At 72.2% G+C, this 25,520-nt stretch carries 22 protein-coding genes; 13 read left to right on the top strand and 9 right to left on the bottom strand.

The features are described from left to right. The first annotated feature begins 52 nt into the window (after positions 1-52). The 3 genes from AB0I79_RS56735 to AB0I79_RS56725 are packed head-to-tail and all read left to right on the top strand — an operon-like array spanning position 53 to position 5,980. Positions 53-3,301, top strand: coding sequence for a lantibiotic dehydratase (locus AB0I79_RS56735; RefSeq protein ID WP_357893224.1), 3,249 nt, complete (start codon positions 53-55; stop codon positions 3,299-3,301). Beyond that, entirely contained in the window at positions 3,298-5,211 is a 1,914-nt protein-coding gene (locus AB0I79_RS56730) for an ABC transporter ATP-binding protein (protein ID WP_357893222.1), read from the top strand. The genes AB0I79_RS56735 and AB0I79_RS56730 overlap by 4 nt, the downstream gene beginning before the upstream one ends. Then, entirely contained in the window at positions 5,201-5,980 is a 780-nt protein-coding gene (locus AB0I79_RS56725) for a class I SAM-dependent methyltransferase (protein ID WP_357893220.1), read from the top strand. Before AB0I79_RS56730 ends, AB0I79_RS56725 begins: the two co-directional genes overlap by 11 nt. 92 nt (positions 5,981-6,072) lie before the next feature. Here AB0I79_RS56725 and AB0I79_RS56720 read toward each other — a convergent pair whose 3' ends face one another. Both AB0I79_RS56720 and AB0I79_RS56715 read right to left on the bottom strand, forming a co-directional pair. Continuing rightward, on the bottom strand, positions 6,073-6,474 hold the full coding sequence (locus AB0I79_RS56720) for a hypothetical protein (protein WP_357893218.1): 402 nt from the start codon (positions 6,472-6,474) through the stop codon (positions 6,073-6,075). Between the two features lie 162 nt (positions 6,475-6,636). After that, positions 6,637-7,422, bottom strand: coding sequence for a hypothetical protein (locus tag AB0I79_RS56715; RefSeq protein ID WP_357893217.1), 786 nt, complete (start codon positions 7,420-7,422; stop codon positions 6,637-6,639). 449 nt (positions 7,423-7,871) lie between these two features. On the opposite strand from AB0I79_RS56715, the gene AB0I79_RS56710 reads away from it, so the two are divergent. Continuing rightward, positions 7,872-8,720, top strand: coding sequence for a protein kinase family protein (locus tag AB0I79_RS56710; RefSeq protein WP_357893215.1), 849 nt, complete (start codon positions 7,872-7,874; stop codon positions 8,718-8,720). A gap of 14 nt (positions 8,721-8,734) precedes the next feature. Continuing rightward, a complete protein-coding gene (locus AB0I79_RS56705) occupies positions 8,735-9,232 on the top strand; it encodes an SDR family NAD(P)-dependent oxidoreductase (RefSeq protein WP_357893213.1) in 498 nt (165 codons plus the stop codon). Between the two features lie 51 nt (positions 9,233-9,283). Here AB0I79_RS56705 and AB0I79_RS56700 read toward each other — a convergent pair whose 3' ends face one another. After that, positions 9,284-10,717 (bottom strand): MFS transporter, encoded by a 1,434-nt coding sequence (locus AB0I79_RS56700; RefSeq protein ID WP_357893211.1) that lies wholly within the window; start codon positions 10,715-10,717, stop codon positions 9,284-9,286. A 90-nt stretch (positions 10,718-10,807) separates the two neighbouring features. Here AB0I79_RS56700 and AB0I79_RS56695 point away from each other — a divergent pair, with 90 nt between their 5' ends. Then, positions 10,808-11,377, top strand: coding sequence for a TetR/AcrR family transcriptional regulator (locus tag AB0I79_RS56695; RefSeq protein ID WP_357893209.1), 570 nt, complete (start codon positions 10,808-10,810; stop codon positions 11,375-11,377). Positions 11,378-11,575: 198 nt separating this feature from the next. After that, positions 11,576-12,556 carry an NAD-dependent epimerase/dehydratase family protein gene (locus AB0I79_RS56690; protein WP_357893207.1) on the top strand — a complete coding sequence of 327 codons (981 nt, stop codon included), beginning with the start codon at positions 11,576-11,578 and terminating at the stop codon, positions 12,554-12,556. Between the two features lie 169 nt (positions 12,557-12,725). On the opposite strand, the gene AB0I79_RS56685 is transcribed toward AB0I79_RS56690, so the two are convergent. Together AB0I79_RS56685 and AB0I79_RS56680 are read right to left on the bottom strand one after the other, a co-directional pair. Continuing rightward, positions 12,726-13,406 carry an SDR family NAD(P)-dependent oxidoreductase gene (locus AB0I79_RS56685; RefSeq protein ID WP_357893205.1) on the bottom strand — a complete coding sequence of 227 codons (681 nt, stop codon included), beginning with the start codon at positions 13,404-13,406 and terminating at the stop codon, positions 12,726-12,728. A gap of 29 nt (positions 13,407-13,435) precedes the next feature. Beyond that, complete coding sequence (locus AB0I79_RS56680; RefSeq protein ID WP_357893203.1) at positions 13,436-14,857, bottom strand: MFS transporter; 1,422 nt, start codon at positions 14,855-14,857, stop codon at positions 13,436-13,438. Positions 14,858-14,948: 91 nt separating this feature from the next. On the opposite strand from AB0I79_RS56680, the gene AB0I79_RS56675 reads away from it, so the two are divergent. Continuing rightward, complete coding sequence (locus AB0I79_RS56675; protein WP_357893201.1) at positions 14,949-15,575, top strand: TetR family transcriptional regulator; 627 nt, start codon at positions 14,949-14,951, stop codon at positions 15,573-15,575. 195 nt (positions 15,576-15,770) lie between these two features. On the opposite strand, the gene AB0I79_RS56670 is transcribed toward AB0I79_RS56675, so the two are convergent. Further along, positions 15,771-16,583 carry an AfsR/SARP family transcriptional regulator gene (locus AB0I79_RS56670; protein ID WP_357893199.1) on the bottom strand — a complete coding sequence of 271 codons (813 nt, stop codon included), beginning with the start codon at positions 16,581-16,583 and terminating at the stop codon, positions 15,771-15,773. Positions 16,584-17,160: 577 nt separating this feature from the next. Between AB0I79_RS56670 and AB0I79_RS56665 the strand changes: the two genes are divergently transcribed. Beyond that, positions 17,161-17,811, top strand: a complete 651-nt coding sequence (locus AB0I79_RS56665; RefSeq protein WP_357893197.1) for a DUF1345 domain-containing protein — start codon at positions 17,161-17,163, stop codon at positions 17,809-17,811. 77 nt (positions 17,812-17,888) lie between these two features. After that, a complete protein-coding gene (locus AB0I79_RS56660; RefSeq protein WP_357893195.1) occupies positions 17,889-18,245 on the top strand; it encodes a response regulator transcription factor in 357 nt (118 codons plus the stop codon). Here the strand turns inward: AB0I79_RS56660 and AB0I79_RS56655 are convergent. After that, positions 18,223-18,876, bottom strand: a complete 654-nt coding sequence (locus tag AB0I79_RS56655; protein ID WP_357893193.1) for a response regulator transcription factor — start codon at positions 18,874-18,876, stop codon at positions 18,223-18,225. The two genes, AB0I79_RS56660 and AB0I79_RS56655, sit on opposite strands and share 23 nt — an antisense overlap. A gap of 106 nt (positions 18,877-18,982) precedes the next feature. Between AB0I79_RS56655 and AB0I79_RS56650 the strand changes: the two genes are divergently transcribed. Next, entirely contained in the window at positions 18,983-20,350 is a 1,368-nt protein-coding gene (locus AB0I79_RS56650) for a CHASE3 domain-containing protein (protein ID WP_357893191.1), read from the top strand. Positions 20,351-20,470: 120 nt separating this feature from the next. Further along, a complete protein-coding gene (locus AB0I79_RS56645; protein WP_357893189.1) occupies positions 20,471-21,439 on the top strand; it encodes a PrsW family glutamic-type intramembrane protease in 969 nt (322 codons plus the stop codon). A gap of 244 nt (positions 21,440-21,683) precedes the next feature. Here the strand turns inward: AB0I79_RS56645 and AB0I79_RS56640 are convergent, their stop codons facing one another. Next, on the bottom strand, positions 21,684-22,271 hold the full coding sequence (locus AB0I79_RS56640) for a helix-turn-helix domain-containing protein (protein WP_357893187.1): 588 nt from the start codon (positions 22,269-22,271) through the stop codon (positions 21,684-21,686). A gap of 103 nt (positions 22,272-22,374) precedes the next feature. Between AB0I79_RS56640 and AB0I79_RS56635 the strand changes: the two genes are divergently transcribed. Continuing rightward, on the top strand, positions 22,375-23,847 hold the full coding sequence (locus AB0I79_RS56635) for an MFS transporter (RefSeq protein WP_357893185.1): 1,473 nt from the start codon (positions 22,375-22,377) through the stop codon (positions 23,845-23,847). Between the two features lie 92 nt (positions 23,848-23,939). On the opposite strand, the gene AB0I79_RS56630 is transcribed toward AB0I79_RS56635, so the two are convergent. Then, positions 23,940-25,328: a serine hydrolase domain-containing protein gene (locus AB0I79_RS56630; protein ID WP_357893183.1), complete on the bottom strand. Its 1,389-nt coding sequence runs from the start codon at positions 25,326-25,328 to the stop codon at positions 23,940-23,942. Positions 25,329-25,520 lie beyond the last annotated feature (192 nt).

Here is a 25,520-nt window from a genome sequence, read left to right as displayed (position 1 = left end):
GGTGTCCGACGGGCGCCGCGGAGGCAACGCGAGAGCAAGGAGAACGAGCCGCATGGCACACCCCGACAGCGGGCAGGCGGAGCGCACGAGCCTGTACACGGCATCGGAGCTGTTCATGCTCCGCGCTCCTGTGCTGCCCGCCGACACGTACGCCGGCCTGAGCCGGAGCGCGCCGGTGCCACCTCCGGATGCCGCTGCCGCCGGGAGAGCCGCGCTGGCGGAGGCGCGCGACCAGGGCCGGCGGACCCTTCGCGAACTCGCCGCCTCGCCCCGCGTCGGCCAGGCGCTCCAGGCGGCGAGCCCGGATCTGGCCGCTGCGGTGTCCACGCTGTCCGCGCTCGACGGCGGCGGCAAGACCGCGAACCGCCGGCACGCCGCCCTGCTCCGGTACCTGACCAGGATGTCCACCCGGCCCACCCCCATGGGGCTGTTCGCCGGGGTCGCCACCGGCACGTTCCACAGCGCCACCGGAACCGGCGAGATCGCGACGCTGGCCGCCGACCCGGTGCGGGCGACCCGGACCCGGGCCGACAACGTCTGGCTGGCCCGCGTGATCGACCGGCTCGGGCGCGACCGGGCCGTCCGCGACAGGCTCGGCGTACGGGTGAACGCGCTGCTGCACCGCTTCGGCACGCGGATCGTCCTGTACAGGCTCGACGAGCCGGACCGGACCGGGCACCGGCGGATCGAACTGGCGGTCGGCCGCCCCCTCGCCGTGGCGCTGGAGCTGGCGGAGCACGTGCGGACCTTCGGCGAGCTGGCGGTCGGGCTGGCCCGCCGGTTTCCGGCCACACCCCCCGAGAAGATCGGCCGCCTGCTCGACCAGCTCTGGGACCTGGGCATCCTCCTGCCCGACCTGCTGCCCGCGCCGACCGAGCCGCTGCCCGAGGTCCACCTGGTCAAGCGCCTGATCGACCAGGGCGTGCACAACGACGTCGTCGACGGCCTCACCCGCATGCGGCAGCTCGCCGACGAGGTGGACCGGCGCGCCGGCCGGACCGGCCCGGCGGACGTGGCCCGGCTGGAAGCGTGCCAGCGCGCGATGACGCCGGGCTTCACCGGCCCGACGTTCCAGCTCGACACGGCGCTCGCGCTGGAGCCCGCGACGCTGCCGGCGGAGATCGGCGCGGCGGCGGCCGAGGCGGCCGAGCTGCTCATCAGGCTCGGCTGCGCCTGGCAGCGGCGGCCGCACATCGTCGACTACCACCACGTCTTCCTGGAGCACTACGGCGCCGACGTGGAGCTGCCGCTGCTGGACGTGCTCAACCCGGAGACCGGCCTCGGCCCGCCCGGCAGGTACCGCCGGCCGGCCCTCGGGCGCCTGTGGCCGCGGCAGCCGGAGCCCAGGCATCCCGAGCGCGACCGCGCCCTGGTGGAGACGGCGGTCCGCGCCTCCCGCGACGGCCTGCTCGCGGTCGAGCTCGGTGACGAGCTGCTCGACCGGCTCACCGTCTGGCGTCCGGACGACGCGCACAGCCGCCCGCGTACCTCTCAGGACGTCTTCTTCGAGCTCGCCGCCGGCTCGCCCGAGGCGATCCGCGACGGCCGGTGGCGGCTGGTGCTCAACACCATCGGGAACTACGGGGGCTGGCAGGCCTTCGGGCGGTTCTTCGACCTGTTCGACGAGGCCGCCGTGGCACGGATCCGCGCCCAGCAGCGGCTGGAGGAAACGCTGCGCCCTGACACGGTGTTCGCCGAGCTCACCTACGGGATCAGGAACAACCGCAGCGGCAACCTGGCCGGCCATCACCCCACGCGCGACTACGAAGTGTGCGTGAACGCCGAGCCGACCGGGCCGCCGGTGCGGCGGATCCCCCTGGCCGACATCGTGCTCGGCGCCACCGGGAACCACTTCTACCTGAGGTCCGTCTCGCTGGGCCGTCCCCTGTCGGTCAGCCAGACCCACGCGGTGAACGTCGCCCAGGCGCCGAACGTCTGCCGGGCCCTGCTGGAGTTCTCCGAGGACGGATACACTCCGGCGTGCATGTTCGACTGGGGCGCCGCGGCAGGCGCGCCCTTCCTGCCGCGGCTGACCCGGGGCAACGTGGTGGTGCATCCAGCCCAGTGGACGGTCACCGGCGCCACCTTCCCGGCCGTCGAGGATCCGGACGACTTCTTCCACGCCTGCCAGAGGTGGCGGCGCAGGTGGCAGGTCCCCCGCCACGTCTACCTGACCCATCGCGACAACCGGCTGCTGCTCGACCTGGATCACCCGCTGTGGGTGGACGAACTGCACCGCCAGGTGACCCGGCCGGGCGAGCCCGGCGAGCCGATCCGCCTGCTCGAAGCGATTCCCGGGCCCGGCGACCTGTGGCTGCGCGACCGGGCGGGGCGCCCCTACCACGCCGAGCTCGTCGTGCCGCTGGTGCTGCGTGACCGCACGCGGATGCCGGAGCCGAGCGTCCCCCGCGCGGCCGCGTCTCCCGCCGTCACGCGCCGCTGGCTGCCCGGCGACGAATGGGTCCACCTGAAGCTGTACGCGGCGCCGGACCAGCACGACGGGATCATCGCCTGGCCGCTGCGGATGCTGCTGGCCGAACTCGACCGCCTGACCGATCGCTGGTTCTTCATCCGGTACGCCGACCCCCTGCCGCACCTGCGCCTGCGGTTCCACGCGTCCGCCCAGGACCTGGCCGCCGAGGTCATGTCCCGGTGCGCGGCCTGGGCCCGCGGCCTCGTCCGCGACGGACAGGCCACGGATCTCGCGTTCTGCAGCTACGACCGCGAGGTGGAGCGGTACGGCGGCGGGCACGCGATCGACACGGTGGAGACCGCGTTCTGGGCCGGCAGCGAGGTCGCGGCCGACCTGGTGCGCCTCCTGCACACCGGGCGCGGCCGGCTCGACCCCGACGTGGTGCAGGTGGCCGCGCTGCACGAGCTGTACGAGGCCTGGGGCGCCGGCCCGCACCCGCATGACGGCGCGGCGCACGTGACCGACGCGGCCCGCAAGCGCTTCCGCGAGCTCCGGCCGCTGCTCTGCGAGGTCCTCACCCCCGGAGAGCGCCGTCCCGACCCGCGCGCGGCGGAGTACCAGGCCGTGCTGCGGCCCGTGTTCGCCCGGCAGCGGCAGCCGCTCGCCGACGCGAGCCGGCGGATCCGCGAGCTCGCCTCCCTCCGGCTGCTGACCGGCACCGAGCGGAACGTCGTCGAGAGCCTGGCGCACATGCAGTCGATCCGGCTCGCCGGGATCGACCGCGACCGCGAGCGGCTGTGCCGGGCGCTGTGGTCGCTCAGCCGGCGCGCCATCCGCAACCGCCCCGCCGCCGACCTGACCGGCGCGGCAGCCGAGAGGCGCCGGTGAGCCGCGGGCAGGTCCTGGTGCGCATGGTGCGCCTGCTGGCCGCGGTGGCTCCGGTCAGGATGACGGCGGCCGTGCTGCTCGCGGCGGCGAGCGCGCTGCTGCCGGCTGCCGGCCTGGCGATTCTGAGCTGGTCTCTGCAGGTGCTGGTGGAGGGGGCTCGCGGCGGCTCCCCGAGGTGGGCCGACGACGTAACCCTCGCCGTGCTCGGGCTCGCGGCCGCCTCGACGTCGACGCTGCTGTTCGCGGTCGGGCAGCGCTACGTCGAGGCGCTGCTGCACCTCCGGCTGGACATCACCGTCACCGAGCGGATCCTGGCCAAGGCGCTGACGCTGGAGCTGCGGCACTTCGAGGACGCCGAGGTCTACGACTCGCTGGCCCGCGCCAGGGCCGGGGCGAGCGGCCGCCCGTACCAGTTCTTCGCCGGTCTGCTGGCCACGGTGTCGGCCACGGTCACGCTCGGCTCGGTGATGGCACTGCTGCTGTCCTGGTCCCCGCCGGCCGCCGCGCTCATGGCCGTCTCACCGGTGCCCCTGGCGGTCGCGCAGATCGTCCACCACAAGGCGATCTGGAAGATGGAGTACGCGCGCTCCGCCGACCAGCGCCGGCTGACGTACCTGGAGTATCTCCTGACCCACAACCAGTCCTATGCGGAGGTCCGCCTGCTCGGGCTCGGCCCGCTGTTCCGGCGGCGCCACGCCGCCGTCGTGGGCGGCTTCTACGACGTCGAACGGCGGCTCGAACGGCGCCACGCGGTGGTGTGCGCCCTGCTCGCGCTGGCCGGAGCCGTCGCCGTGGGGATCGCCGTGCTGCTCGTCGTACGGGACACGATGCGCAGCGGCCAGGCGGGGCAACTCGCGGCGTACGTCACCTCGGTGATCCTCATCCAGACCTCGATCCGGAGCCTGTTCCAGGGCCTGGCGAAGCTCTACGACGACAGCCTGCATCTGGCGAACCTGTTCGAGTTCCTGGACATCCGGGTGGCGGCGCCGCGGCCCGCCGTGACGGCTTTCCCCGGCCTGGTGCGCAAGGGGATCGAGTTCCGCGACGTGTCGTTCGCCTATCCGGGAACCGGCACGCCGGTGCTGGACCGGCTCAACCTCTTCCTGCCGGCCGGCCGGTGCGTGGCGCTGGTCGGCGGCAACGGCGCCGGCAAGAGCACCATCGTCAAGCTGCTGGCCCGGTTCTACGAGCCGGCCGAGGGCGTCATCCTGATCGACGACGTGCCGATCACCGCGTACGACCCCGACGACCTGCGCCGCCACATCGGCGTGATGTTCCAGGACTTCGTCAGGTACGAGGCCCCGGCCCGCGACAACATCGGTTACGGCCGGACGGAGAGCATGTCGGACCGTCCCCGCGTCAGGCAGGCGGCCGAACAGGCGGGCGCCACGCCCTTCCTCGACCGGCTCCCCGAAGGGCTCGACAACGTCCTGGGGCGCTGGTTCGAAGGCGGGCGGGAGCTGTCCGGCGGACAGTGGCAGAAGGTGGCGCTCGCCCGCACCCTCTTCCGGGCGGCTGCGATCAACGTCCTGGACGAGCCGACCGCGGCGATCGACGCCGAGGCCGAGACCGAGATCTTCGCACGACTGGCCGACCTCGCCGGCCGCTCCACCACGCTGCTGATCGCGCACCGCTTCTCCACCGTACGGGCCGTCGCCGACCGCATCGCCGTCATCGACCGGGGACGCATCGTGGAAGAGGGCGACCACGACGAGCTGATGACGGCCGGCGGCGTCTACGCGCGGCTCTTCCGGCTGCAGGCGGCCGGCTACCTGGACGAACCCGGTGGCGCAGGTCCTTGGCGGGCGGCCCACCGGGTCCACCAGACCGGCGCGGCACCGCCGCGACAGCGGGACCGCACGGTCCCGGCATCCCCCGAACAGGATCGGAGCACGCGACTTGCTGACTGACGACGCGGACCCGGAACTGGCCGCCGAAAAACTGATCCATCCCCAATTCCCGCGCTCGGCGTCGTACGACCCGGTCTGGCAGGGCCGATACGCCGACGGCCCCAACCCTTTGTGGCTGGCCGAGTCGCTGACCGACCTGCTGGACCTGGCGCCCGGCATGCGCGTGCTGGACCTGGGCTGCGGCTGGGCGATCAGCTCGATCTTCCTGGCCAGGGAGTTCGGGGTCGACGTCGTGGCCGCCGACATGTGGCTGCGTCCCGAGACATGGCCGCTGATCGTCGAGGCCGGCGTGGAGTCGCAGGTCATGCCGGTCCGCGTCGAGGCGCACGATCTGAGGTTCGCCCGCGAGTACTTCGACGTGATCATCAGCCTGGACGCCTACCAGTACTTCGGCACCGACGACCTCTATCTCGGCTACCTGCAGCAGTTCCTCGCCCCCGGCGGCGTGCTGGGCATCGTGGTGCTGGGGGTGACCGAGGAACTGGACGGCGGGCCGCCCGGGCACCTGGCCGACATGTGGACCTGGGACCACAAGGCATTCCACAGCCCGGGCTGGTGGCGCGACCATCTGGAGCGCTCAGGTCCCATGACTGTGGAACACGCCGATCTGGTGCCCGACGGGTGGAAGCACTGCCTGCGCTGGCAGGAGCTGGCCGCCTTGGCCGCCGCACCGCAGGCGCGCCCCGCCTGCGCCGAGTGGGCCCGCAGGCTCGCCGTGGACGCCGGCCGCACGATCGGGTGGCCGAGGATCGTGGCGAGAAAGAGGTGACGTGCTCCTTCGCCAGGCCGCGGCTACGGCGGCGCCGCTCCTCGGCGCGCTGAGCCCGGCCCGTCGGCGTCCAGTGGGTTGGGGAGGCTTGTTCAGCCGACGGAGCCGCTGAGGCTACTGGTGCCGCCGCCGCTTGATCCTGAACCTGCGGTGCGCGTGATGAGCCGGCCGTCGACGTAGGCAACGGCGCTCACCGAGCCGGCGCCCAGACGCCGTATGGAAAGGCTCCAGGTGTCCTCGCCCTGTTCAGCGAGGGTGATGTCCTTCCGCCAGGGAGGGCTCACCTGGGGCTCGGTCGTGGAACGGCCGTTGATGACGTACGTGATGGCGAAACTTCCTTCGCCCGTGACATCGAAGGTGAGCGTGTGCGACTCCTCAGAGGAACAGGCGGCCAGCAGCACGGTGGCGGCGACCGCCGCCAGCGAGCGCGTCCCTCTGCCTGATGCGATCATCCGACTACTCAACCACAGCGGAACGCCGCAATGCTCGCACACCAGCTACCGGACCACCCTCGGCTACTGGCAGTCGTACGGGTTCGGCGAGCTGAGCGAGACCGCTCGCACGCGGCATGACGCGCCGGCCCGGCCGCTGCCCCAGCTGAAGATCACCGGCAGGGTGGAGCCCCGGGCTTGCGCCGCCGTCCGCTCCGCTTCCGGTCAGCAGCCCACTCGCCGGCTGCTCAGCGCGATGTCGTCCATCCACACGTCGAAGCCGGCGGGGGACGGGTTCGCCTGGTAGAGCTGCCAGCCCAGCTTGATCGTGTCGAACCGCGGGAAGACGAAGTCCACCGGGTTGCCGCCGTGTTCGCGGGTGGACACGGTGAGCTCCGGCCTGGCCACCCCGTCGAACCACAACGAGACGCGGTTGTCGCCGGCGTCCATGTGCCACTCCACGCAGGTCCAGCTCCCGGCGACGGAGGGCGCGGTGGGTCGCCAGTTCGTCCAGTCCCCCGTGGGGCCGCCGTCCGCGCCGACTCCCCAGTACGCGGCTCCCCCGTGGGGCGGCGGGGCGTACTGGCCGCCGAGCGGGCGGACGATCTCGGGGCCGTCGCCGGTGGCCTCGACCAGCGTGTAGTGCGCCCAGGCAGGCGCGGTCGGGAACGCGCCGACCCGCACCCGTACGCGCCCGTAGAAGCTGTTGCCCGGCGCGGCGAAGTCGTCCACCTTCAGGAACGCGCGGCCGTTGCCTTCGGTGTGCACACGCAGCACCTTCTGCCCCCGCCGCCCGCGCTCGACGGTGAGCGTGCCGTGCTTGGTGTCGACTCCCCAGCGGAGGCTGGCGGCGCCACCGACGGGCATGGCCTGGAAGTCCTCGCAGAACAGCAGGTCCGCCTTCGCGCACGTACGCGCGTCCGTCCGGGCCGAGGCGGAGGAGGCCGCCGGAGCGGCCGTCAGCGGCACCATCAGGAAGGACACAACGGCGCGGGCCAGCCAGGTACGCACGACGACTCCCTTTGACGCGGATGTGGGTGAGCGGGAGTAAGGTACGCCATCCTGCGTCCAGGGGACGGCGCGTGGCCACAGCCGCCGGCAACGGCGCTGGTGGAGGGCCTGTGGCGGGGGAAACTTTCAGCCGGGGGTCGTCCTGACGGCCGGCGATCCCGGCGGCACCACCGCGAGCACCGTCGTCTGGAACGGCTTCTCCTGGCGCCCCGCCTGTCGCCCTCTCGGAGGGCGACGGGCGTCCTGGCTTCGCAGCCCACACCGCCGATGTCGTCAGGTGCGGGTCCAGCGCTGGTGGGCGCCGCCGTGGCGGGCTTTGTCTTGCGTTCCCGCGGCACCGGCTGGACGTGGCCGGCCAAGAGATCAGCGAGCACCTCGCCGAACTCCGCAAGCGGTGCGGCAAGGTGGCCGCCAGGCAAGGGATAGCGTCATCGGCCGGTAAGGTGATCATGATGACGGAGACGCGGTTGACCACCCACCGTGACGTTTCCACGGCCCTGGCCCGCTATGACGACCGGCAACTGGCGGAGCTGCTGGAGCGCGAGGCCGTGCCCCTCGGCACCGGCATCGGCGGGGCGTCCGCGCGGCTCGAGGTCGGCGCCACCTCGGTCTTCGTCAAACGCGTGCCCCTCACCGAGCCCGAACTGCGCCACCCGCACTCGACGGCCAACCTGTTCGGGCTGCCGCCCTTCTGCCAGTACGGCATCGGCTCGCCCGGCTTCGGCGCCTGGCGCGAGCTGGCCGCGCACACGATGACCACCGAATGGGTGCTGACCGGCCGGTTCCCCGGCTTCCCGCTGCTGTATCACTGGCGCCGAGCCTGCGCCCTGGCGGACCAGGGGCTGCGTGAGGCCGTGTCCTTCATGAACGCGGGCGGCCTCCTGCACTTCGACGCGCATTTCGAGAACATCCTCACCGACGGGCGCCGTCTCTACCTGACCGACTTCGGGCAGGCCGTGTCGACCCGGTTCGACCTGTCAGCGGAGGAACAGGCCTTCCATCGCCGGCACCTCACCTTCGACCGCACCTACACGCTGACGTTCCTGGTGAACTGGCTGGCCGGTACCTTCCACGGCGCCGACTGGCAGGGGCGTCGCAAACTGGTCCGGCAATGGGCGGCGGGGGAGCGGCCAGCCGGCGTGCCCGGCGGGGTCGCGACCCTGCTGTCGCGGCACAGCCCGCTGGCCACCGTGCTGAACGACTTCTACCACGAGCTGCAGAGTGAGAGCAGGAAGACGCCGTACCCGCTGGAGGAGATCCGCCAGGTTGCCGGGCAGCACGCCCTGCCGCTCGATTGAATATCAGCCGCTGCTTGAGCGAGGCGCACACAGAAGCCGGGCTGGCGGGTGCCGGGCGCCGGCGGGCCCTCGAATCGAATCTCCAGCGGCTGGTGACCGAAGCAGTCGTGAATGGCCTCGGCGAAAGTGCGGGCGCGCGGAGTGACCTGGTCGAGGCCGACCTGCTTGGTGCGGTTACCGAGACGAACCGCGATGGCCCGCCCGCGATGCACGGGCCATCCTCGTGGTGGGGCAGGGGCACTTTGTCGCACGCGGTGACGATGCGCGAGCAGGGCAGCGGACACATCATCCAGATCTCCTCCACCGGCGGTCAGGTCGCTTGGCCGCTTGGCGGCGGGTGTCACGCCTCCACGTTCGCGCTGGAGGGACTGAGCGACTCCCTCGCGCAGGAGGTCGCCGGCTTCGGCATCAAGGTGACGGTGGTCGAGCCCGGCTTCTACGCCACCGACGGCGCCGCCGGGGCCGGGCGCTGCTCGAGGTGGCAGACTCCGACCACCCGCCGCTGCGGGTGATCTTCGGCACCGACGGGCTGCTGATGGCCCAGCAGGCCTACGCCGAGCGGCTCAAGAGGTGGGCCGGCTGGGAGGAGCTGTCAGCGGCGGCTCACTGACTGCTTGGCCTCCTGACTGTCCGGCCGCGACGCCCGTCGGCGTGCGGGCCGCGGTCAGCCACAGGCCGGTGAATACGGCGCAGGCCAGCGTCACGGCACCCGCCGCGAGGAAGGCGCTGTTGAGGCCGGACTCGAAGGAGGCGCCGCCGGACTCCCGCGTGTGGACGATCGCCCCGAGCAGCGCCACGCCGAGCACCGCGCCGATCTGCCGGGTGGTGCTGCTGACGCCCGAGGCGAGGCCGCCCTCCTGCGGGCTGACCGCCTGGATGGCGGCCCCGGTCAGCGGCGACATGGTGAGAGCGAACCCGATGCCGACGACCGCCAGCCGCCACCACACGTTCCCGTAGCCGGTGTCGGCGTGGACGAAGCCCAGCGCCAGCAGCCCCAGCCCGGCCAGCGCCAGGCCGATGCTGACGACGACGCGGAAGCCGTACCTGGCGGCGAACCGGCCCGCGTACGGGCTGACGATCACCATGGCCAGCGAGGTGGGCAGGGTCTGCAGCCCGGCGACCAGGATCGAAGCGCCCTGGACGTAGACGAAGAACTGGGAGAAGAAGAACGACGACCCCATCAGCGCGAACCCGACCACGACCATCGCCGTGTTGGACACCGTGAACAGCCGCTGACGGAACAGCCGCAGCGGCAGCATCGGCGTCGACACACGTCCCTCGACCACGACGAACGCGGCCAGGAGCGCCAGCCCGGCGGCGAAGCTGCCCAGGATCACCGGCGAGGTCCAGCCTCGGGAACCGCCCTCGATCAGGCCGTAGGTGACAGCGCCCACGCCCGCGACGGACAGGACCGTGCCGGGGACGTCGATCGGCGGCGCGCTGGGGTTGCGGGACTCTCCCAGCACGCGCAGCCCGGCCAGCAGCAGGACCGCCCCGATGGGCACGTTGACCAGGAAGATGGCGGGCCAGCCGAAGGCCTCCACCAGGATCCCGCCCGCCAGCGGTCCGGCGGCCAGGCCGATGCCGCTGAACCCGGCCCACAACCCGATCGCTCTGACGCGCTCCCTCGGGGCGGGATACGCGGCGGCGAGCAGCGCCAGCGAGGCGGGGCTGAGTGCCGCGGCCCCGACGCCCTGCAGCACCCGTCCGGCGATCAGCCAGCCGATCGAGGGCGCGAGCGAACACACCACCGACGCGGCCGTGAACACCACCACCCCGGCCAGGAACACCCGCCTGCGGCCGAACCGGTCGGCGAAGACGCCGCCCGACAGCAGCAGCATGGCCACCAGCAGCACGTAGGCGTCGACGATCCACTGCAGGCCGGTCAGCCCGGTGTGGAGCCGCTGCTGCATGTCGGGCAGGGCGGCGCCGACGATCGTGTTGTCGAGCAGCACCATGAACTGACCTGCGCAGGTCAGGGTGAGCAACGCTTTCACGCACTTCCCTCCTAAAAGCAGTTTGTGACTGCGTTAACCTAGGCCCTTGTGGGCTCTAACGCAAGTCTCGACTGCGTTAAGGTGGGGGGTATGGATGAGCAGGGGCGGGCCAGGCGGCCCGGCGGGCGCAGCGCCCGGGTCCGCGCGGCAGTGCACCAGGCCGTTACCGAGCTGGTCAGGGAGCGCGGCTACGGAAACTTCACCGTCGGCGACATCGCGGCCCGCGCGGGCGTGGCCGACACCAGCCTCTACCGCCGGTGGGGCAACCTCCAAGCCCTGCTCAGCGATGTGCTGCTGACCCGGCTCAACGCGCAGTCGCCGATGCCTGACACCGGCAGCCTGGCCGGCGACCTGCGGACCCACGCCGCCAACGTGGCCCGCGAGGTCACCGGACCCGACGGCCTGGCGCTGGTGCGGCTGACCATCGCGCTGTCAGGCGAGGGTCAGCAGGGCCTTCAGGCGCGCGACGAGCTCCTGGCCGACCGCACCAGGCAGTTGCAGGCCATGCTCGACCGCGCCCGCGACCGCGGCGAGGACCCGCCTGGCGTACTGGAGGTGCTGGACCATCTCCTGGCGCCGATCTACATGCGCGTCCTGTTCGGCGCGGGCCCGCTCACCCCTGACTACCTCGACGGGTTGGTCGACCGGTTGCTCGCCTGATCCGGCCCGGCGCGACCCGAGGTGTCACGATTTTCGGGCCGCTGGAAGCGATTGCCCGCAACAAGATCAACCGGAGAAGATCCACCGCAGTGGTCCCGGGTCGCTGGTCACCAGCCAGGTCCGCCCATTCGCACGCGCCGGCACCGGCGAGCCCTCAAGTCACATGATGGAAACGACAGCGAAGGGATGATCTACGGCATGCGTGTCTTGATCCTTGGAGGAACCGGGTTCACAGGACGGCGCATCGCGCATCGGCTGGCGCGGCGCGGCGACGAGGTCATGGTGGTGCATCGGGGAGGCACCCAGGCCGACCTGCCGCCCGGGGTGCGCTTCCTGCACACCGACCGGCGCTCGCTGGCCGACCACGCCCGCCGGGTGAAGGACTTCGCGCCCGAGGCGGTCGTCGACGCCTACGCGCTGACGGCCGGCGACGTGGACGCGGTCCTGCCCGTGCTGCCCGAGGTGCCTGCGGTGGTGCTGTCCAGTGTGGATGTCTACCAGGCGTTCACCGGGCTCAACACCGGCCGTGAGCTGTCGCCCATGCCGCTGGACGAGGACTCCGAGCTGCGCCGCGACCGCTACCCCTACCGGGACGCGAACCTGCCGGGCGTCCCGGCCGACTACGACAAGCTCGACGTCGAGGAGCGCTGGCTACCGCGCGGCGCGGTGGTGCTGCGCCTGCCCATGATCTACGGCCCGTACGACGGGCAGCGCCGTGAGGACGTCATCCTGCGCAGGGTCCGCGCCGGCCGCACCCGCATCCCCGTCGGCGCGGCCAACCTGCTGTGGACCCGCCTGCACGTCGACGACCTCGCCTCCGCTGTGCTGGCCGCCCTCGACCGCCGCACGGCCGACGGCCAGGCGCTGACCATCGGCGAATCCCGTACCGCCACCCTCGGCGGCTGGTTCCGCCAGATCCTGCGGGCGGCCGGCTCGCCGGCCGAGCTGGTACGCGTCCCCGACCAGGTCCTGCCTCCGGCCCTCGCGCTCACCGGCGCCCCCGCCCAGCACGTCCTGGTCTCCTCCGCCCGGGCCACCGCCCTGCTCGGCTGGACCGCCGGCGACCCGGCGGTGCGAGTGACGGAGTCCGTCCAGTGGCACCTGGCCCATCCCGCTCCGCAGCCGTGGAGCCAGGAGGAGGCCGCCGCCGACGACGCGGCCCTGGCCCACGCCGTCTGACCGACGGCACGATGCCGGCCCTCTGCCCGCCGAGCCCGGCTTCACCCGCGACGGACACGGTGTCCTCCCTGCCCGTCGGGTGAGGCGGCCGGCTCTGCCCCTGCGGCATCGCCACGATTACGCCGCGGTCCTTCACCGTGGTCTCCCGTCCGGCAAGGTCGATCTTGGCTCACCCGAGGTTCGAGCTCGGATCGAGGCCGGTCAGTCCGGCGGTGGCGGTCCACAGCCGGGCCGCGAGTACGGTGTCGGCCAGGTGACCTTGGACGCGTTCGAGAACGGGCAGGCCGCGGATCCCGAACACCCGGGGTCCCCAGAGCTGGCCGCCACGTACGGACGGGTCGAGCACGGCCCGGACGGCGGGCCAGGCGGCGGCCTCCTTGCCTTGCAGGAGGAGGCCGGCCGGCAGGCCGCGCAGCCGTTCGCCGGTGGTACGGAGGTGGACCGGCGGGCGTGAGGGGGTGAGGGAGTCGAGCGCGCCGCCGGGGTGGACGACCACGCTCAGGGTCGTGCTGCCGGCGGCGCTCAGGCGCCGGTCGAGCAGCACTCCGGCGTTGCAGACCACCGCGTCCAGCCTGTCCAGCCCCAGGGCGCCGGCGGAGGCTTCGACCGAGGGCAGGTGGGCGAGATCCAGGCGCAGGTGACGGACGTTCGCGCCGGGGACGCGGGCGCGGATCGAGGCCCGCGCGGCTTCGGCCTTGGCGGGGTCACGGCAGGCGAGGACGACGGTGGCGCCGGTGCCGGCGAGCTGTTCGGCGACGAAGTATCCGATGCCCGCGTTGCCGCCGGTGACGAGGACGTTCCTGCCTTCGGCGCGCGGCAGGCGGCGCACGTCCCAGGGGGCTGGGGGCATGGTTTCAGCTCCTTGCGTTGATGGTGGGGTCAGTGCTGGGGTTCTTCCGGTGCCCGTCTGGGCATCAGGGCAACGGCCGGGACGGTGAGGGCGATGAGGGCTACGACGACGGCGAGGCTGGTCGTCAGGGCCGGGCCGGAGCCGGAGCCGGCCTGCTGGAGGAAGACCGAGGTGACGGCGGCCGACCCGATGCCGGCCGCCAGTTGCTGGATCGCCGACAGGGAGCCGCTGGCGCTGCCAGCCTCGCCGGGGGCGATGTCGCCGATGGCGACGTCGAAGATCGTGCCGTAGCAGGCGCCCATTCCCAGGCCGGTGAGGAAGCCGGCCGGTGCGAGGGCCCACAGGCTCAGGCCCGTGCCGGAGGTCGTGACCAGGATGAGCAGCCAGCCGCAGCCGGCGAGGATGACGGCCAGGCCGAGGAGCACGAGGGTGCGGCCGAGCTTCTTGATCAGCACCATGCAGGCTCCGGAGGCCACGATGATGCCGACGGTCATCGGCAGGAGGCCCAGGGAGGTGTCCCGCGCCGAGGCGTGCAGCCCTTGCTGCATGAACAGGGACAGGACGTAGACCAGCCCGGTGGTGGCGGCGAAGACGATCAGACCGACGAGCAGTCCGGAGCTGAAGCCGCGGTTGCGCAGCAGGGACGGCTTGACCAGCGGGTCGGCGGCGGTGCTCTGGCGGCGGGCGAAGGCCGCGAGGAACGCCAGGCCGGCGGCGATCGAGAGGACGGGGAGAGCGGTCCAGCCGTTGCTCGACCCCTCGACCAGCCCGAACAGCAGGCCGAACATGGTGGCGGCGAGCAGCCCTGAGCCCACGCCGTCCACGCCGGTGGACGCGTCGCCGTCGTCGTGCGGCAGCAGCCGGACGGCCAGGAGCAGCCCGAGCGCGCCGAGCACCAGGTTGACGAGGAAGATCGGGCGCCACGACAGCCCGGCGATGTCGGCGTCGATGACGAACCCGGCCAGGATCGGGCCGCCGACCGAGGCTGCTCCCAGCAGGGGCCCGAACAGCGCGAACGCCTTGGTGAGCATGTCGCGCGAGAACGTCTTCGTCATGATCGCCATGCCTTGCGGGATCAGGAGCGCACCGAACGCGCCCTGGGCTGCGCGGGCGAGGATCAGCAGAGCGGGGTGCGGCGAGAGCCCCGCCACGGCGGAGGCGATCGTGAAGCCGCTCATGCCGATGAGGAACAGCCTGCGCTGGCCGTACTTGTCGCCCAGCCGCCCGCCGACCACGAGCAGGACGCCCATCGCGAGCATGTAGGCCGAGCCGAGCCACTTGATCAGGTCCTCGCCGCCGTGCAGTTCGGCGGTGATCGTGGGCGCGGCGATGTTCGTGACTGTGGCGTCGATCATGTCGAGGGCATCGGCGAGCAGCACCAAGCCCAGGATGGCCCACATGCGCCGGGTTGACGCGGTCGCCGGTGGGCCGGCGTTGGCGAGGGTGGCCATGACGCATCTCCGTTCAAGAAAACCTGAAGTGACTCTGAAACTATAACCACTATAGAATCAGATGCGTTTCAGGTTCCGCTACGATGGAGACATGGGGACGACGATGGGGCGCCGCGAGCGCAAGAAGGCACAGACCCGCCAGGCGTTGTCGGAGACCGCGTTGCGACTGTTCAGCGAGCACGGGTACGACGGCGTCACCGTCGCTCAGATCGCCGAGGAGGCGGACGTCTCCATCGCCACCCTGTTCGCGCACGTGCCGGACGGCAAGGAAGCGCTGATCTTCGACGACGGCGCCGAACGGCGCGTCTGGCTGGTCGCCGCGGTCCGCGACCGGCCCCCCGGCCAGTCCGTGATGGAAGCCCTGCGCCGCTGCATGGCAGCCCGGGGGCCCTTCACCGACGATCTCCCGCCCGAGCTACGGCGCAAGCGCGACCTGATCGTCAGCACGCCCGCCCTGCGGGAATACTCACGCAAGCTCTGGATCGCCAGCGAGGGAGCCTTGGCCGAGGCGATCGCCGCCGAGAGCGGCCGCGACCCCTCCGACATGACCGTCCGCGCTCTCGCCCGCTACGTCCTGGAGATCCCCGAGCTCGCGGGCACGGAACCCGACCCCCTGGCGGCACTGCACGCCATCTTCGACCTGCTCGAGTCCGGCTGGCCCGAGTCACCCGAAGGCGGGCAGGTGCGGCCGTTGCGCACACCCCCGCCCGCCGAGTAGCCACCCCTCGCGTTCAGGGCGCCGGATGCTCCCGGGCCGGACGGCCCTCATGCGAGCATCGGGCGTACCTGCTCATGCGAGATCCCGGCACTCGTACCGATCTCGCGCAGGCGCCACCCCTCACCCCGAGCGCCTCGCGGATGAGGTGCTCGCCCGCGTCGTCCGGTCGATGCCTGGGCTCATCGTCCATGGAGGCTAAGCCGTGCCGGCGGCCCTTCCGGCCAGGCCGGCTCCGTCCTCATGGCGCCAGGAGGCTCCCCCCGGTTCCTGCAGCAGGCTCAGGTGAATGCGCTGCAGCTCCGAGGAGGGGCCGGCGCCCAGGTCCTCGGCGATGCGGCGCCTGAGGCGCTCGTACATGGCCAGTGCCTCGGCGTGTCTGCCGCAGCGGCCCAGCGTGCGCAGCAGGCGGCCCCACAGAGGCTCGCGCAGCGGATGGCTGGCCGCCAGTAACTGGATCTCGGCCACCATCTCGGCGTGCCGTCCTTCGGCCAGGCCCAGGTCGATCCAGCGTTCCACGGCGGCGAGGCGCAGCTCCACCAGGTGGGAGGCGCGAGGGCCGGACAGCAGCTCGGAATCGACGCCGTCGAACGGCCCGCCCCGCCACAGGGCCAGCGCCTGATCCAGGAGAGCGTGCTCGGCCGGGGTGCCCCGCGACAGCGCCGCCTCGCTCAGCAGCCGGCTGAAGCGCAGGGCGTCCACCGCGTCCGGCGCCACGTCGAGCCGGTAGCCCACCGCCGACGTGCGGATCGAGGCCGGTCCGAACGCGTGGCGCAGCCGGGCGATGTACGTCTGCACGCTGCGCCGCCGGTTGGCCGGCAGGTCGTCGGCCCACATCGCGAGGGCGAGCTGGTCCACGGAGACGGTCTCGCCCGCCGACATGGCGAGCACGGCCAGCACCGTACGCAGCCGGTTCGACCCCAGCTCGACCTGCGCGTCACCGCGCCACACCGCCATCGGCCCCAGGACGGCGATGCGGAGGTCCGCCCCATCGCGCGCATGTGCTCCCATGCCCCGAACTATCTCCGGGGCCCCTCGGTCATAGCCAGGTCATTGGCAGGTCATTTGACATGAGCCGGCCCGTGGCCGCCAGGAAGCGACCCCGGGCAAGCCCGTGACCTCGCGCGACCCGAGGTCACGGGCGGCCGAGTCAGGGGGCGAGTGTCGCGAGGTGGATCTCGGTGCCGGCGGGGGCGGCGGCGAGGTTGATGATGGTCCCGCTGGCGTCGAGCATGTCGGCGCCGCCCCAGCCGGTGCCGGCGCCTGCAGCGCGGGGCAGGCGCGAGGTGACCCGGCGAGCCGGAGGAAGATCCGGCCGTGGTCGCGGTGACTATGGCAGAGGCGATACGGCGATCGGCTTCACATCGGCGTCATGGCCGGACAGGCCGATCTTGTCAGGACGCGCCCGCCGGGAGGCTGCGGTCTCGTCAGGGCCGGCCCGCCGAGACGCGCCGCCGGAGCCCTGGCGGCCAGCAGGTAGTGGCGGCTTACCGCTGCCCCCGCCCCCGGACGGGCGCTGGCCGCGATGCCCGCCCGCCCGTTCGCGGCGAGGCTGGGAGCACGAGAAAAGAGGATGGAGGCGATCCTGATGACGCGGGTGTCCGAGATGCTCGGAGCCTCGGTACGGCAGGCCGCGCTGACCGCCGCCGCGGGCGGGCTCCTGGCCGTGGCCATGGCTGCGGCGGTGGTGCCGTTGCCGTACGTGCCGTTGATCGGCTGGGACGCGGCGGCCGTGGTGTTCCTGGCGGTCACCTGGGCGCGGATCGCCCGGCTCGACGGCCCGCAGACAGCCGCCGACGTGGACCGGGAGGATCCCACGCGCGCGGGCGCGGACGTGGCCGTGGTCGTCGCGGCGGTGGCCAGCCTGGCGGCGGTGGGCTACATGATCATGACTGCCGGAACCGGAGCATCCTTGGTCGTGGGGCTCGGCGTCGCCAGCGTCGTGGCGTCGTGGGCGGTCGTGCACACGATCTTCACGCTGCGGTACGCGCTGATGTACTACTCCTCGGGCGGCGAGGGCATCGACTTCCACACCGGCGACCCCGGCGGGGCCCAGCCGCGTTTCACCGACTTCGCCTATCTGGCCTTCACCGTCGGGATGACGTTCCAGGTCTCCGACACCGAGTTGCGCACCTCCGCGTTCCGCTCGACGGTGCTGCGCCAGGCCCTGCTGTCGTACCTGTTCGGGACGGTCATCGTCGCCCTGACCATCAACCTCGTCGCGGGCCTGGGCCGATGAGCGCGCCGGCGGTAGGCACGAGAGGGTTCCAGCTAGCGGGAATGCCCCGCGCCCTGCCGGGGTGGGAGCCTGGGGAGGTGGAGTTGCGCTGCCTGATCGTCGATGACAGCCGGCGGTTCGTGGAGGCCGCGAGCCGGCTGCTGGAGCTGCAGGGCGTCCAGGTCGTCGGCACGGCCGCGACCGGAGGCCGGGCGTTGGAGCTGGCCTCGGCGCTGCGGCCCGACGTCGCGCTGGTCGACGTCGGGCTGGGCGAGGAGAGCGGCTTCGACGTGGCCGGCCGCCTGGAAGCCGTCCCGGTCATCATGATCTCGACCCAGGACGCCGACGACTTCGCCCAGCTCGTGGAGGCGAGCCGGGCGGTCGGGTTCCTGCCGAAGGCGCGGCTGTCGGGGCCCGCGATCCGCGAGCTGCTCAGCGGGCATCGAGGAAGGTGAGCACGGCCAGCACCCGGCGGTGGTCGTCGTCGGCCTCGGACAGGCCCAGCTTGGTGAGAATGCTGCGCACGTGCTTCTCCACCGTGCCCTCGGTCACCCACAACCGGCGGGCGATGCCGGCGTTCGAGCGGCCCTCGGCCATCAGCGACAACACCTCGCGCTCGCGCGTGCTGAGCGCGTCCAGCGGGTCGTTGCGGCGCCGCGCCGACACCAGCTCCTGGACCAGTGCGGGGTCGACGACCGAGCCGCCCCTGGCGATGCGCAGCGCCGTGTCGACGAAGTCCTCCACGTCGGTCACCCGGCTCTTGAGCAGGTAGCCGATCCCGCCGCCGCTGGCCAGCAGCTGCATGGCGTGCTCGGCCTCGGCGTGGGCCGACAGCACCAGGATGCCCACCTCGGGGTGCCGTTCGCGGATCTGCGCGGCGGCCCGCAGCCCCTCGACCGTGTTGGTGGGCGGCATCCGGATGTCCACGATGGCCAGCTCCGGCCGCCGTTCGCGGACCAGGTCCAGCAGCTGGACGGCGTCGCCGGCCTGCCCGACCACGTCCAGGCCGGAGCGCGCGAGGAGGCTGGCGAGCCCTTCGCGCAGCAGCACGTCGTCGTCAGCGAGAACCACCTGCGTATCGGCCATGTCGGCATTATGGGACCTTGTCCCCGATCGGTACACTCCGGGCATGCACGATGGCCGGTCAGGCGCAACCAGGAACGATCCAGGCCGCGGTCTCACCCTCCGCACCGTGACGGCCGGCGCCGTGCTGGCGCTGATCGTGGGCGCGGCCTTCGCGGTCCTGCTGGTCTCGATCGGCGACCTGCGTGAGGCCTGGCGTCGCGAGCAGCGCTCCGCACAGGTCCTGACGATGGCCAACCGGCTGGAACGTCTGATCATCGACATGGAGACGAGCCAGCGCGGGTTCGCCCTCACCGGGCAGGAGAGCTTCCTGCAGCCGTGGCAGGCGGCCGTCGCGGCCTTCCCCGGGCAGGCGGGCGAACTGGAGCGGCTGGTGGCCGACGACCCCGCCCAGCACGTGCTCGCCCGGAGGATCGAGGCGGAGGGCACGTCGTACATCGACGCCTACTCCGTCCCGCTGGTGCGGGCCATGCGCACTGACCGGGCCGTGGCGCGGGCGGCCGAGACCGCGGAGGGCAAGCGCCGCGTGGACACGATGCGCGGGGAGTTCGACGCGCTGGTGGCGGGCGCCCTTTCCGCGGCCAGGACCGAGCAGCGCCAGTCCGACACGGCGGCCCTGCGCGCGATCACCGTCGGCGTGGCCGGGCTGATCGCGTCGGTCGCCCTGATCGGCGCCTACTCCCTCTACCTGGCCCGCGCAGTGGTCACCCCGGTACGGCGGCTCGCCGGGGCCACGCGGCAGCTGGCCGGCGGCGACCTGCGGGCCCGGGTGCCCGAGCGCGGGATCGGCGAGATCCGTGTCCTGGAGCGCGGCTTCAACACGATGGCGGCCACGCTGGACGGGCAGCGGGAAGAGCTGGCCGCCTCCCGCTCGCGCATCGTCACCTCCGCCGACCAGGCCCGCCGCCGCATCGAACGCGACCTGCACGACGGCATCCAGCAGCGGCTGGTCTCGCTCGTGCTGGACGTGCGCACGACCCAGGCGACGCTGCCGCCGGACCGCCCCGACCTAGCCGAACCCCTCGACCGGCTCGCCGACGGGCTCGGTGAGGCCGTGGACGAGCTGCGCGAGATCTCCCGCGGCATCCACCCGGCGATCCTGAGCGAGGCCGGGCTCGGCCCGGCGTTGAAGACCCTCGCGCGCCGCAGCCCGGTGCCGGTCGAACTGGACGTGAACGTGCCGGGCCGGCTGCCGGAACCCGTCGAGGTGGCCGCCTACTACGTGGTCTCCGAAGCGCTCACCAACACCGCCAAACACGCCCAGGCCACGGTCGTGACCGTGCGGGCGTGCCTGGAGGAGGGGACGTTGCGGCTGCGGGTGAGCGACGACGGCGTCGGCGGCGCCACGTCCGGCACGGGCTCGGGACTGCTCGGGCTGGCCGACCGCGTCGAGGCGCTGGGCGGCACGGTCACCGTCGACAGCCCGCCCGCCCGGGGCACCACCCTGCACGCCGATCTGCCGGTCACCGGAGGCTGACCGGGATCCCGGGATTCCAGCCAGCCGGTAGCCGGGATGGCCGCTGGCCGGGACGACACCGCGGCGGGGCCCGCGGATCCTGAAGGGGAAGCCTTGAGCACTCCCCGGAAGGAGCCCGCGGTGAAGTCACACCCGGCAGTTTTCCCTGATGTCGCATTCGTCAACGAGCCCGGAGTGCGGCGCTCCGGCCCGAGCTGGGTCCGGATCCTCCTCGGAGGGCTGGCGCTGTGGGTGGCGACCGTGGTGGTCACGTTCGTCACCGGCAACGTCAACCTGGTGCCGACGATCATCCTGGTGGGCAGTTTTCTGGTCCCCGTCACGTTCGTCGCGTTCGCGTTCCGGCGCGCCGACGCGGTGATCACCACCCAGCGCATCTTCTCCGCGTTCGTCTACGGCGGCGTGCTCGGCGTCCTGGGCGCCTCGATCCTGGAGTCGGCGCTGCTGACGAACATGTCGAGCTGGGGCTACCTGGCGATCGGGGCGATCGAGGAAGGCGTCAAGCTGGCCGCGCTCTGGCTGCTCGCCCGCCGGCTGCCCTTCTGCACCCCGCGCGACGGCATGGTGCTCGGCGCGGCCGTGGGCTTCGGCTTCGCCGCGTTCGAGAGCGCCGGGTACGCCTTCAACGCGCTGTTCACCTCCAGCGGCCTGTCGCTGCTCAATCTCGTCGAGACCGAGGCCCTGCGTGCGGTGCTCGCCCCGGTCGGGCACGGGTTGTGGACCGCGCTGCTCGGCGGCGTGCTGTTCGCGGCCGCGGCGCGCAGCCGCAGCGGCCGGCCCCGGCCGGACCTCCCGCTCCTCGGCTGGTACGCCGTCGTGGTCCTGCTGCACGCCCTGTGGGACGCCGCGCAGACCATCGCGGTGTGGCTGACCCTGCTCGTGACCGGCACCCCGGCCCAGTGGGTGGCGATCATCCGGCTCGGGCAACTGCCCGGCGTCACCCAGACCCAGGTCCACCTGTTCACGATGCTGAACTGGGGGCTGCTGACGGTCGACGGGCTGATCGGGATGGCCCTGCTCCTCGTGCGCTGGGTCCGGCTCGGCAGGGGACGCGCGACCGCGTTCGTCCCGCTGACCGGCAGCCTGCGGTGACCGTTGTTCACCCCGCCGCGGACGGCCCGGGCCCGGTCGATCGGGCCCGGGCCATGACGAAGAGATACCTGAGATCGACCCTATGCGGAGGCCTTCGGGCCCGGCCGTGAGGCTCGCCGGACCGCCCACGGCAGACGCCGGGTCCTCGACCAGCCATCGCGCCGAGCGGCGCGTCCCAGGACCACTCGCTGTGGACGTGGCCGTCCGGCGGTGACGTCACGGCTTGCCTCCGTGGCCCTCCGGTTCAGCCCGGTTCATCCACCCGGAGGCGGAGCCCGTCGAGCATGACGGCCAGAAGCTGGTCACGGTGTACAGGGGTCCGCTCCGCAGCCCAGGCGACCGAAGCGATGAGGGAGAAGAGCGCGGAAGCGTCAATATCCTGCCGGATCGTTCCTGCGTGCTGGGCTCTGGCCAGGAGTTGTGCCCCGGCGGCCTTGACGGCTTGGCAGGTGGCGTGGAGTTCGGACGCGGGGTCGGCGAGGCTGTCGACGAGGGCGTCGACCAGGCCGCGGTAGGCCATGGCGTGCTCGACCGCGGCTGTGAGCCAGGTGGTCAGGGCCTGGTGCGGGGACGGGGAGGCGAGCAGCTCGTCCGAGCGTGCGCGCAGGCCGCGCAGGCTCTCGCCCAGCAATGCCTCCAGCAGTGCCTGGCGGGTCGGGAAGTGCCGGTAGAGGGTCACGTTGCCAACGCCGGCGGTGCGCGCGATGTCGTTCAAGGAGGCGCCGACGCCGTGCTCGGTGAAAGCCGTCCGGGCGGCCGTCAGCAGACGCTCGTAGTTGCGTCGCGCATCCTTGCGCCCTGCGGGCCGGGTCTGCGTCGATCGATCCGCCATGGGACCCTCCACACGTTTGCCAAAACGAGGAACCTCCTCATATCTTAGCTCACCGAAACCGAGGAGCTTCCTCGTTTTGCTGCCTTCCATCCTGAGGAGTGCCATGACCGAACAGCGCACGCACACGGCGACAGCGGGATCCGGGCCCGCCGGCGCTTCCCGCCCCCAGCGCCACCCCGGCCCGGTGCTCACCATCGTGCTGATCTGCCAGACGATGTTCATCCTGGACACAAACGTGGTGAACATCGCCCTCCCCGACATCCAGCACGACCTCGGCTTCTCCGCGGCCGGCCTGTCCTGGGTGCTCAATGCCTACATGCTGGCCTTCGGCGGTCTGCTGCTGCTCGGCGGTCGCGCGGGCGACATCCTCGGCCAGCGGCGGGCGCTCATCGGCGGGGTCGTCATCTTCACGGCCGCTTCACTGGCCGGAGGGCTGGCCACCTCGGCCGAGATGCTGCTGGCGGCCCGTGCAGGTCAGGGAATCGGCGCCGCCATGGCCGCCCCGACCGTGCTCGCCCTCATCACCGTAGGCTTCCCGGACCCCGCACGCAGGGCGCGGGCGCTGGGGGCTTACGCGGCAGTCTCCGGCTCCGGCGCCGCGATCGGCCTCATCGCCGGCGGCATGCTCACCGACTGGATCTCCTGGCGGTGGGTGCTGTTCATCAACGTGCCGATCGGCCTCGTCCTGCTGATCCTGGCCCCGCTGTTCATCACCGAGACCGAGCGCCACCCGGGCCGCTTCGATCTGGCGGGTTCGCTGACCTCGACGCTCGGCATGACCGCGCTCGTCTACGGCTTCATCCGCGCCGCCGAGCAGGACTTCGGCGACGCGGTCACCCTCGGCGCGCTCAGCGCGGCCGCCGTCCTGCTGGCACTGTTCGTGGCCGTCGAGTCCCGTGCCCGGCAGCCGATCGTCCCGCTGCGGCTGTTCGCCGACCGCAACCGCGCCGGCGGCTACCTCGTGCTGCTGTTCGTCCTGGCCGCGGGCAACGGCATGTTCTTCTTCCTCACCCAGTTCCTGCAGCAGGCCCGCGGCTACAGCCCTCTGCAGGCGGGATTCGCCTTCGTGCCGCTGGCCCTCGCGATCCTGGTCTCTTCCGGCGCGGCGGCCCGGCTGCTGCCACGCCTGGGCGCCAAGACGCTGATCGCCGTCGGCGCCGCAGCGATCACCGTGGCCCTGCTGTGGATGACGCGGCTGACGCCCCAGGCCGACTACGCCACGGCCCTGCTCGGCCCCATGATGATCGCCGGCCTCGGCATGGGCGTCTTGCTGGTGGGAGCCACCACCGTGTTGTCCTCCGGGATCCGACCCGAGGATGCCGGCGCCGCCTCCGGCCTGCTCAACGTCATGCAGCAGATCGGCGGTGCGCTGGGGCTGGCCATCCTCGTCACGGTGTTCGGCGCCGCCACCCGCGTCGCGCGCGGACCGGCCCACCAGGTCCTCACCGAGGGAGTCACCGCGGCCTTCACCCTCGCGGCGGCGTTCACCGCCTGCACTATCCTCCTGGCTCTGACCATGAAGAACCGGCAGGCTCCCACCGCCGAATCCCCAGCCGCGGAGGAGCTCACCCGATGACGCAGGCGCACATCGGCAAGGATGGCCACGCCCGGATCAGAGGTCCACAGGCTCCGAAGCCACTCCGGTTCTCGCCACCCGCCGCGCACGCTTCATCGCCGTCGTAGCCGCGCCGCGCCCCAGAGGCGCGCGGCGACCACCGTGAGGCCCGCGGCCGCGGCCGTCACCAGCCAGAGCATGAACGTCGGGTAGAGGTAGGCCAGTTGGACCCAGCCGGCGTCGCGGCCGCGTGCCAGTATGCGATGGATCGGGGCGATCGTCGCGCACAACCCGATCGGGAGCAGGTACGGCGCCAGCCGCCATCGCTGCCATCCCGTGCGGCGTGCGGCCCATCGCCGGGCACGCGCCGTGCCCCGCACCGCGAGCCCGATGGTCACCAGGGTCAGCAGTACGAAGAGCGCGTCGGTGGGGAGCGATTGCTGCCCGGAGGGCGACTGCGGAGTGCCGCCCTCGATGATGGCGACCAGGCCCGTCATGAGGGTGTGCGCGTCGGAGAAGGCCATGCCGGTGTTGGCCATGACGGCGATGCCGTATCCCGAGCCGGGCATCAGCAGTTGGTGGGCGGTGGAGGTGAACAGGTCGCCCCCGTGCTCGAGCACGAGGGTGCCGCGTTCGGTCTTGTCGATCATCCAGCCGAGGGCGTAGTCCTGGTTCTGCTCGGAGGCGGTGCGCATCTCCTCGACGCTCCGCGGGGACAGGAGACCCTGGAGACCGGTGTTCTGCGCGATCAGCCACCTGGCCAGGTCGTTGGCGGTGCTGATGACCCCGCCGGAGCCGTTACCGAACGCGGAGGGCTCCGGCACGGCGAGGGCCTGGCCGAGTACGTACAGGTGGCCGCGGGCGCTGTCGGGCATGTCGCGGTCGGTGTCGATCGTCGTGCTGTTGCGCATGCCGAGGGGTTCGAACACGTTTGCGTCGAGGTAGGCCGCGAACGGCCGGCCGCTGACCACTTCGACGAGCCGGGCGGCGACTTGGTAGTTGGTGTTGTGGTAGCTGAAGGCGGTCCCGGGATCCGCCGCGAGCCTGGCCGTCCTGAGCCGGGCCACGGCACCTTGGAGCGTTCGAGGCTGAGTCAGGCTCTTCTCGTGGAAGGCCGAGTCGGCCATGCCGGAGGTCTGGTCGAGCAGCTGCCGTACGGTGATCTTCGCGGCCCGGGGGTCGGCCAGCGTGAACTCGGGCAGGTAGCGGCGCACCGGCTGATCGAGGGCGACCTTGCCCCTCTCGGCCAGCTGCATGACGGCCAAGGCGGTGAAGGACTTGCTGACCGAGGCCACCGCCATGGGAGTGTCGGCTGTGACGGGCTCGCCGGTGGCGGTCTTGCCGTATCCGCCGGTGTGGATGACTCTGCCCTGTTTCGTGATCGCCACCGTGACGCCAGGCAGGCCCGTGGCCGCGCGGTACTCCTCGACGTAGGCGTCGACCGACGCAGGGATCGGCGCAGGGATCGGCGCAGGGATCGGCGCAGGGATCGACGCGGGCATCGACGCGGGAACGTCGGGAGCCAGGACGAAACAGATTGCAGCGAGGGCGGTTTTGAGCACCTGCCGAAAGCTACTGAGGCCCTCTTTCCTGCACCATTGCGAGAAACCGCCGCGTTTGTTCCGGGAAACCGCCATGTGAAACCCGAGCTCACAGCACGAAACCGTCTTTTCGAGCGGGACACGGTCTCCGAG

The sequence above is a fragment of the Nonomuraea sp. NPDC050202 genome (genome assembly GCF_040656115.1).
Classification (GTDB): Bacteria; Actinomycetota; Actinomycetes; order Streptosporangiales; family Streptosporangiaceae; genus Nonomuraea.
The sequence above is the reverse complement of the archived record's forward strand: the minus strand, read 5'-3'. Positions and strand labels throughout refer to the sequence as shown.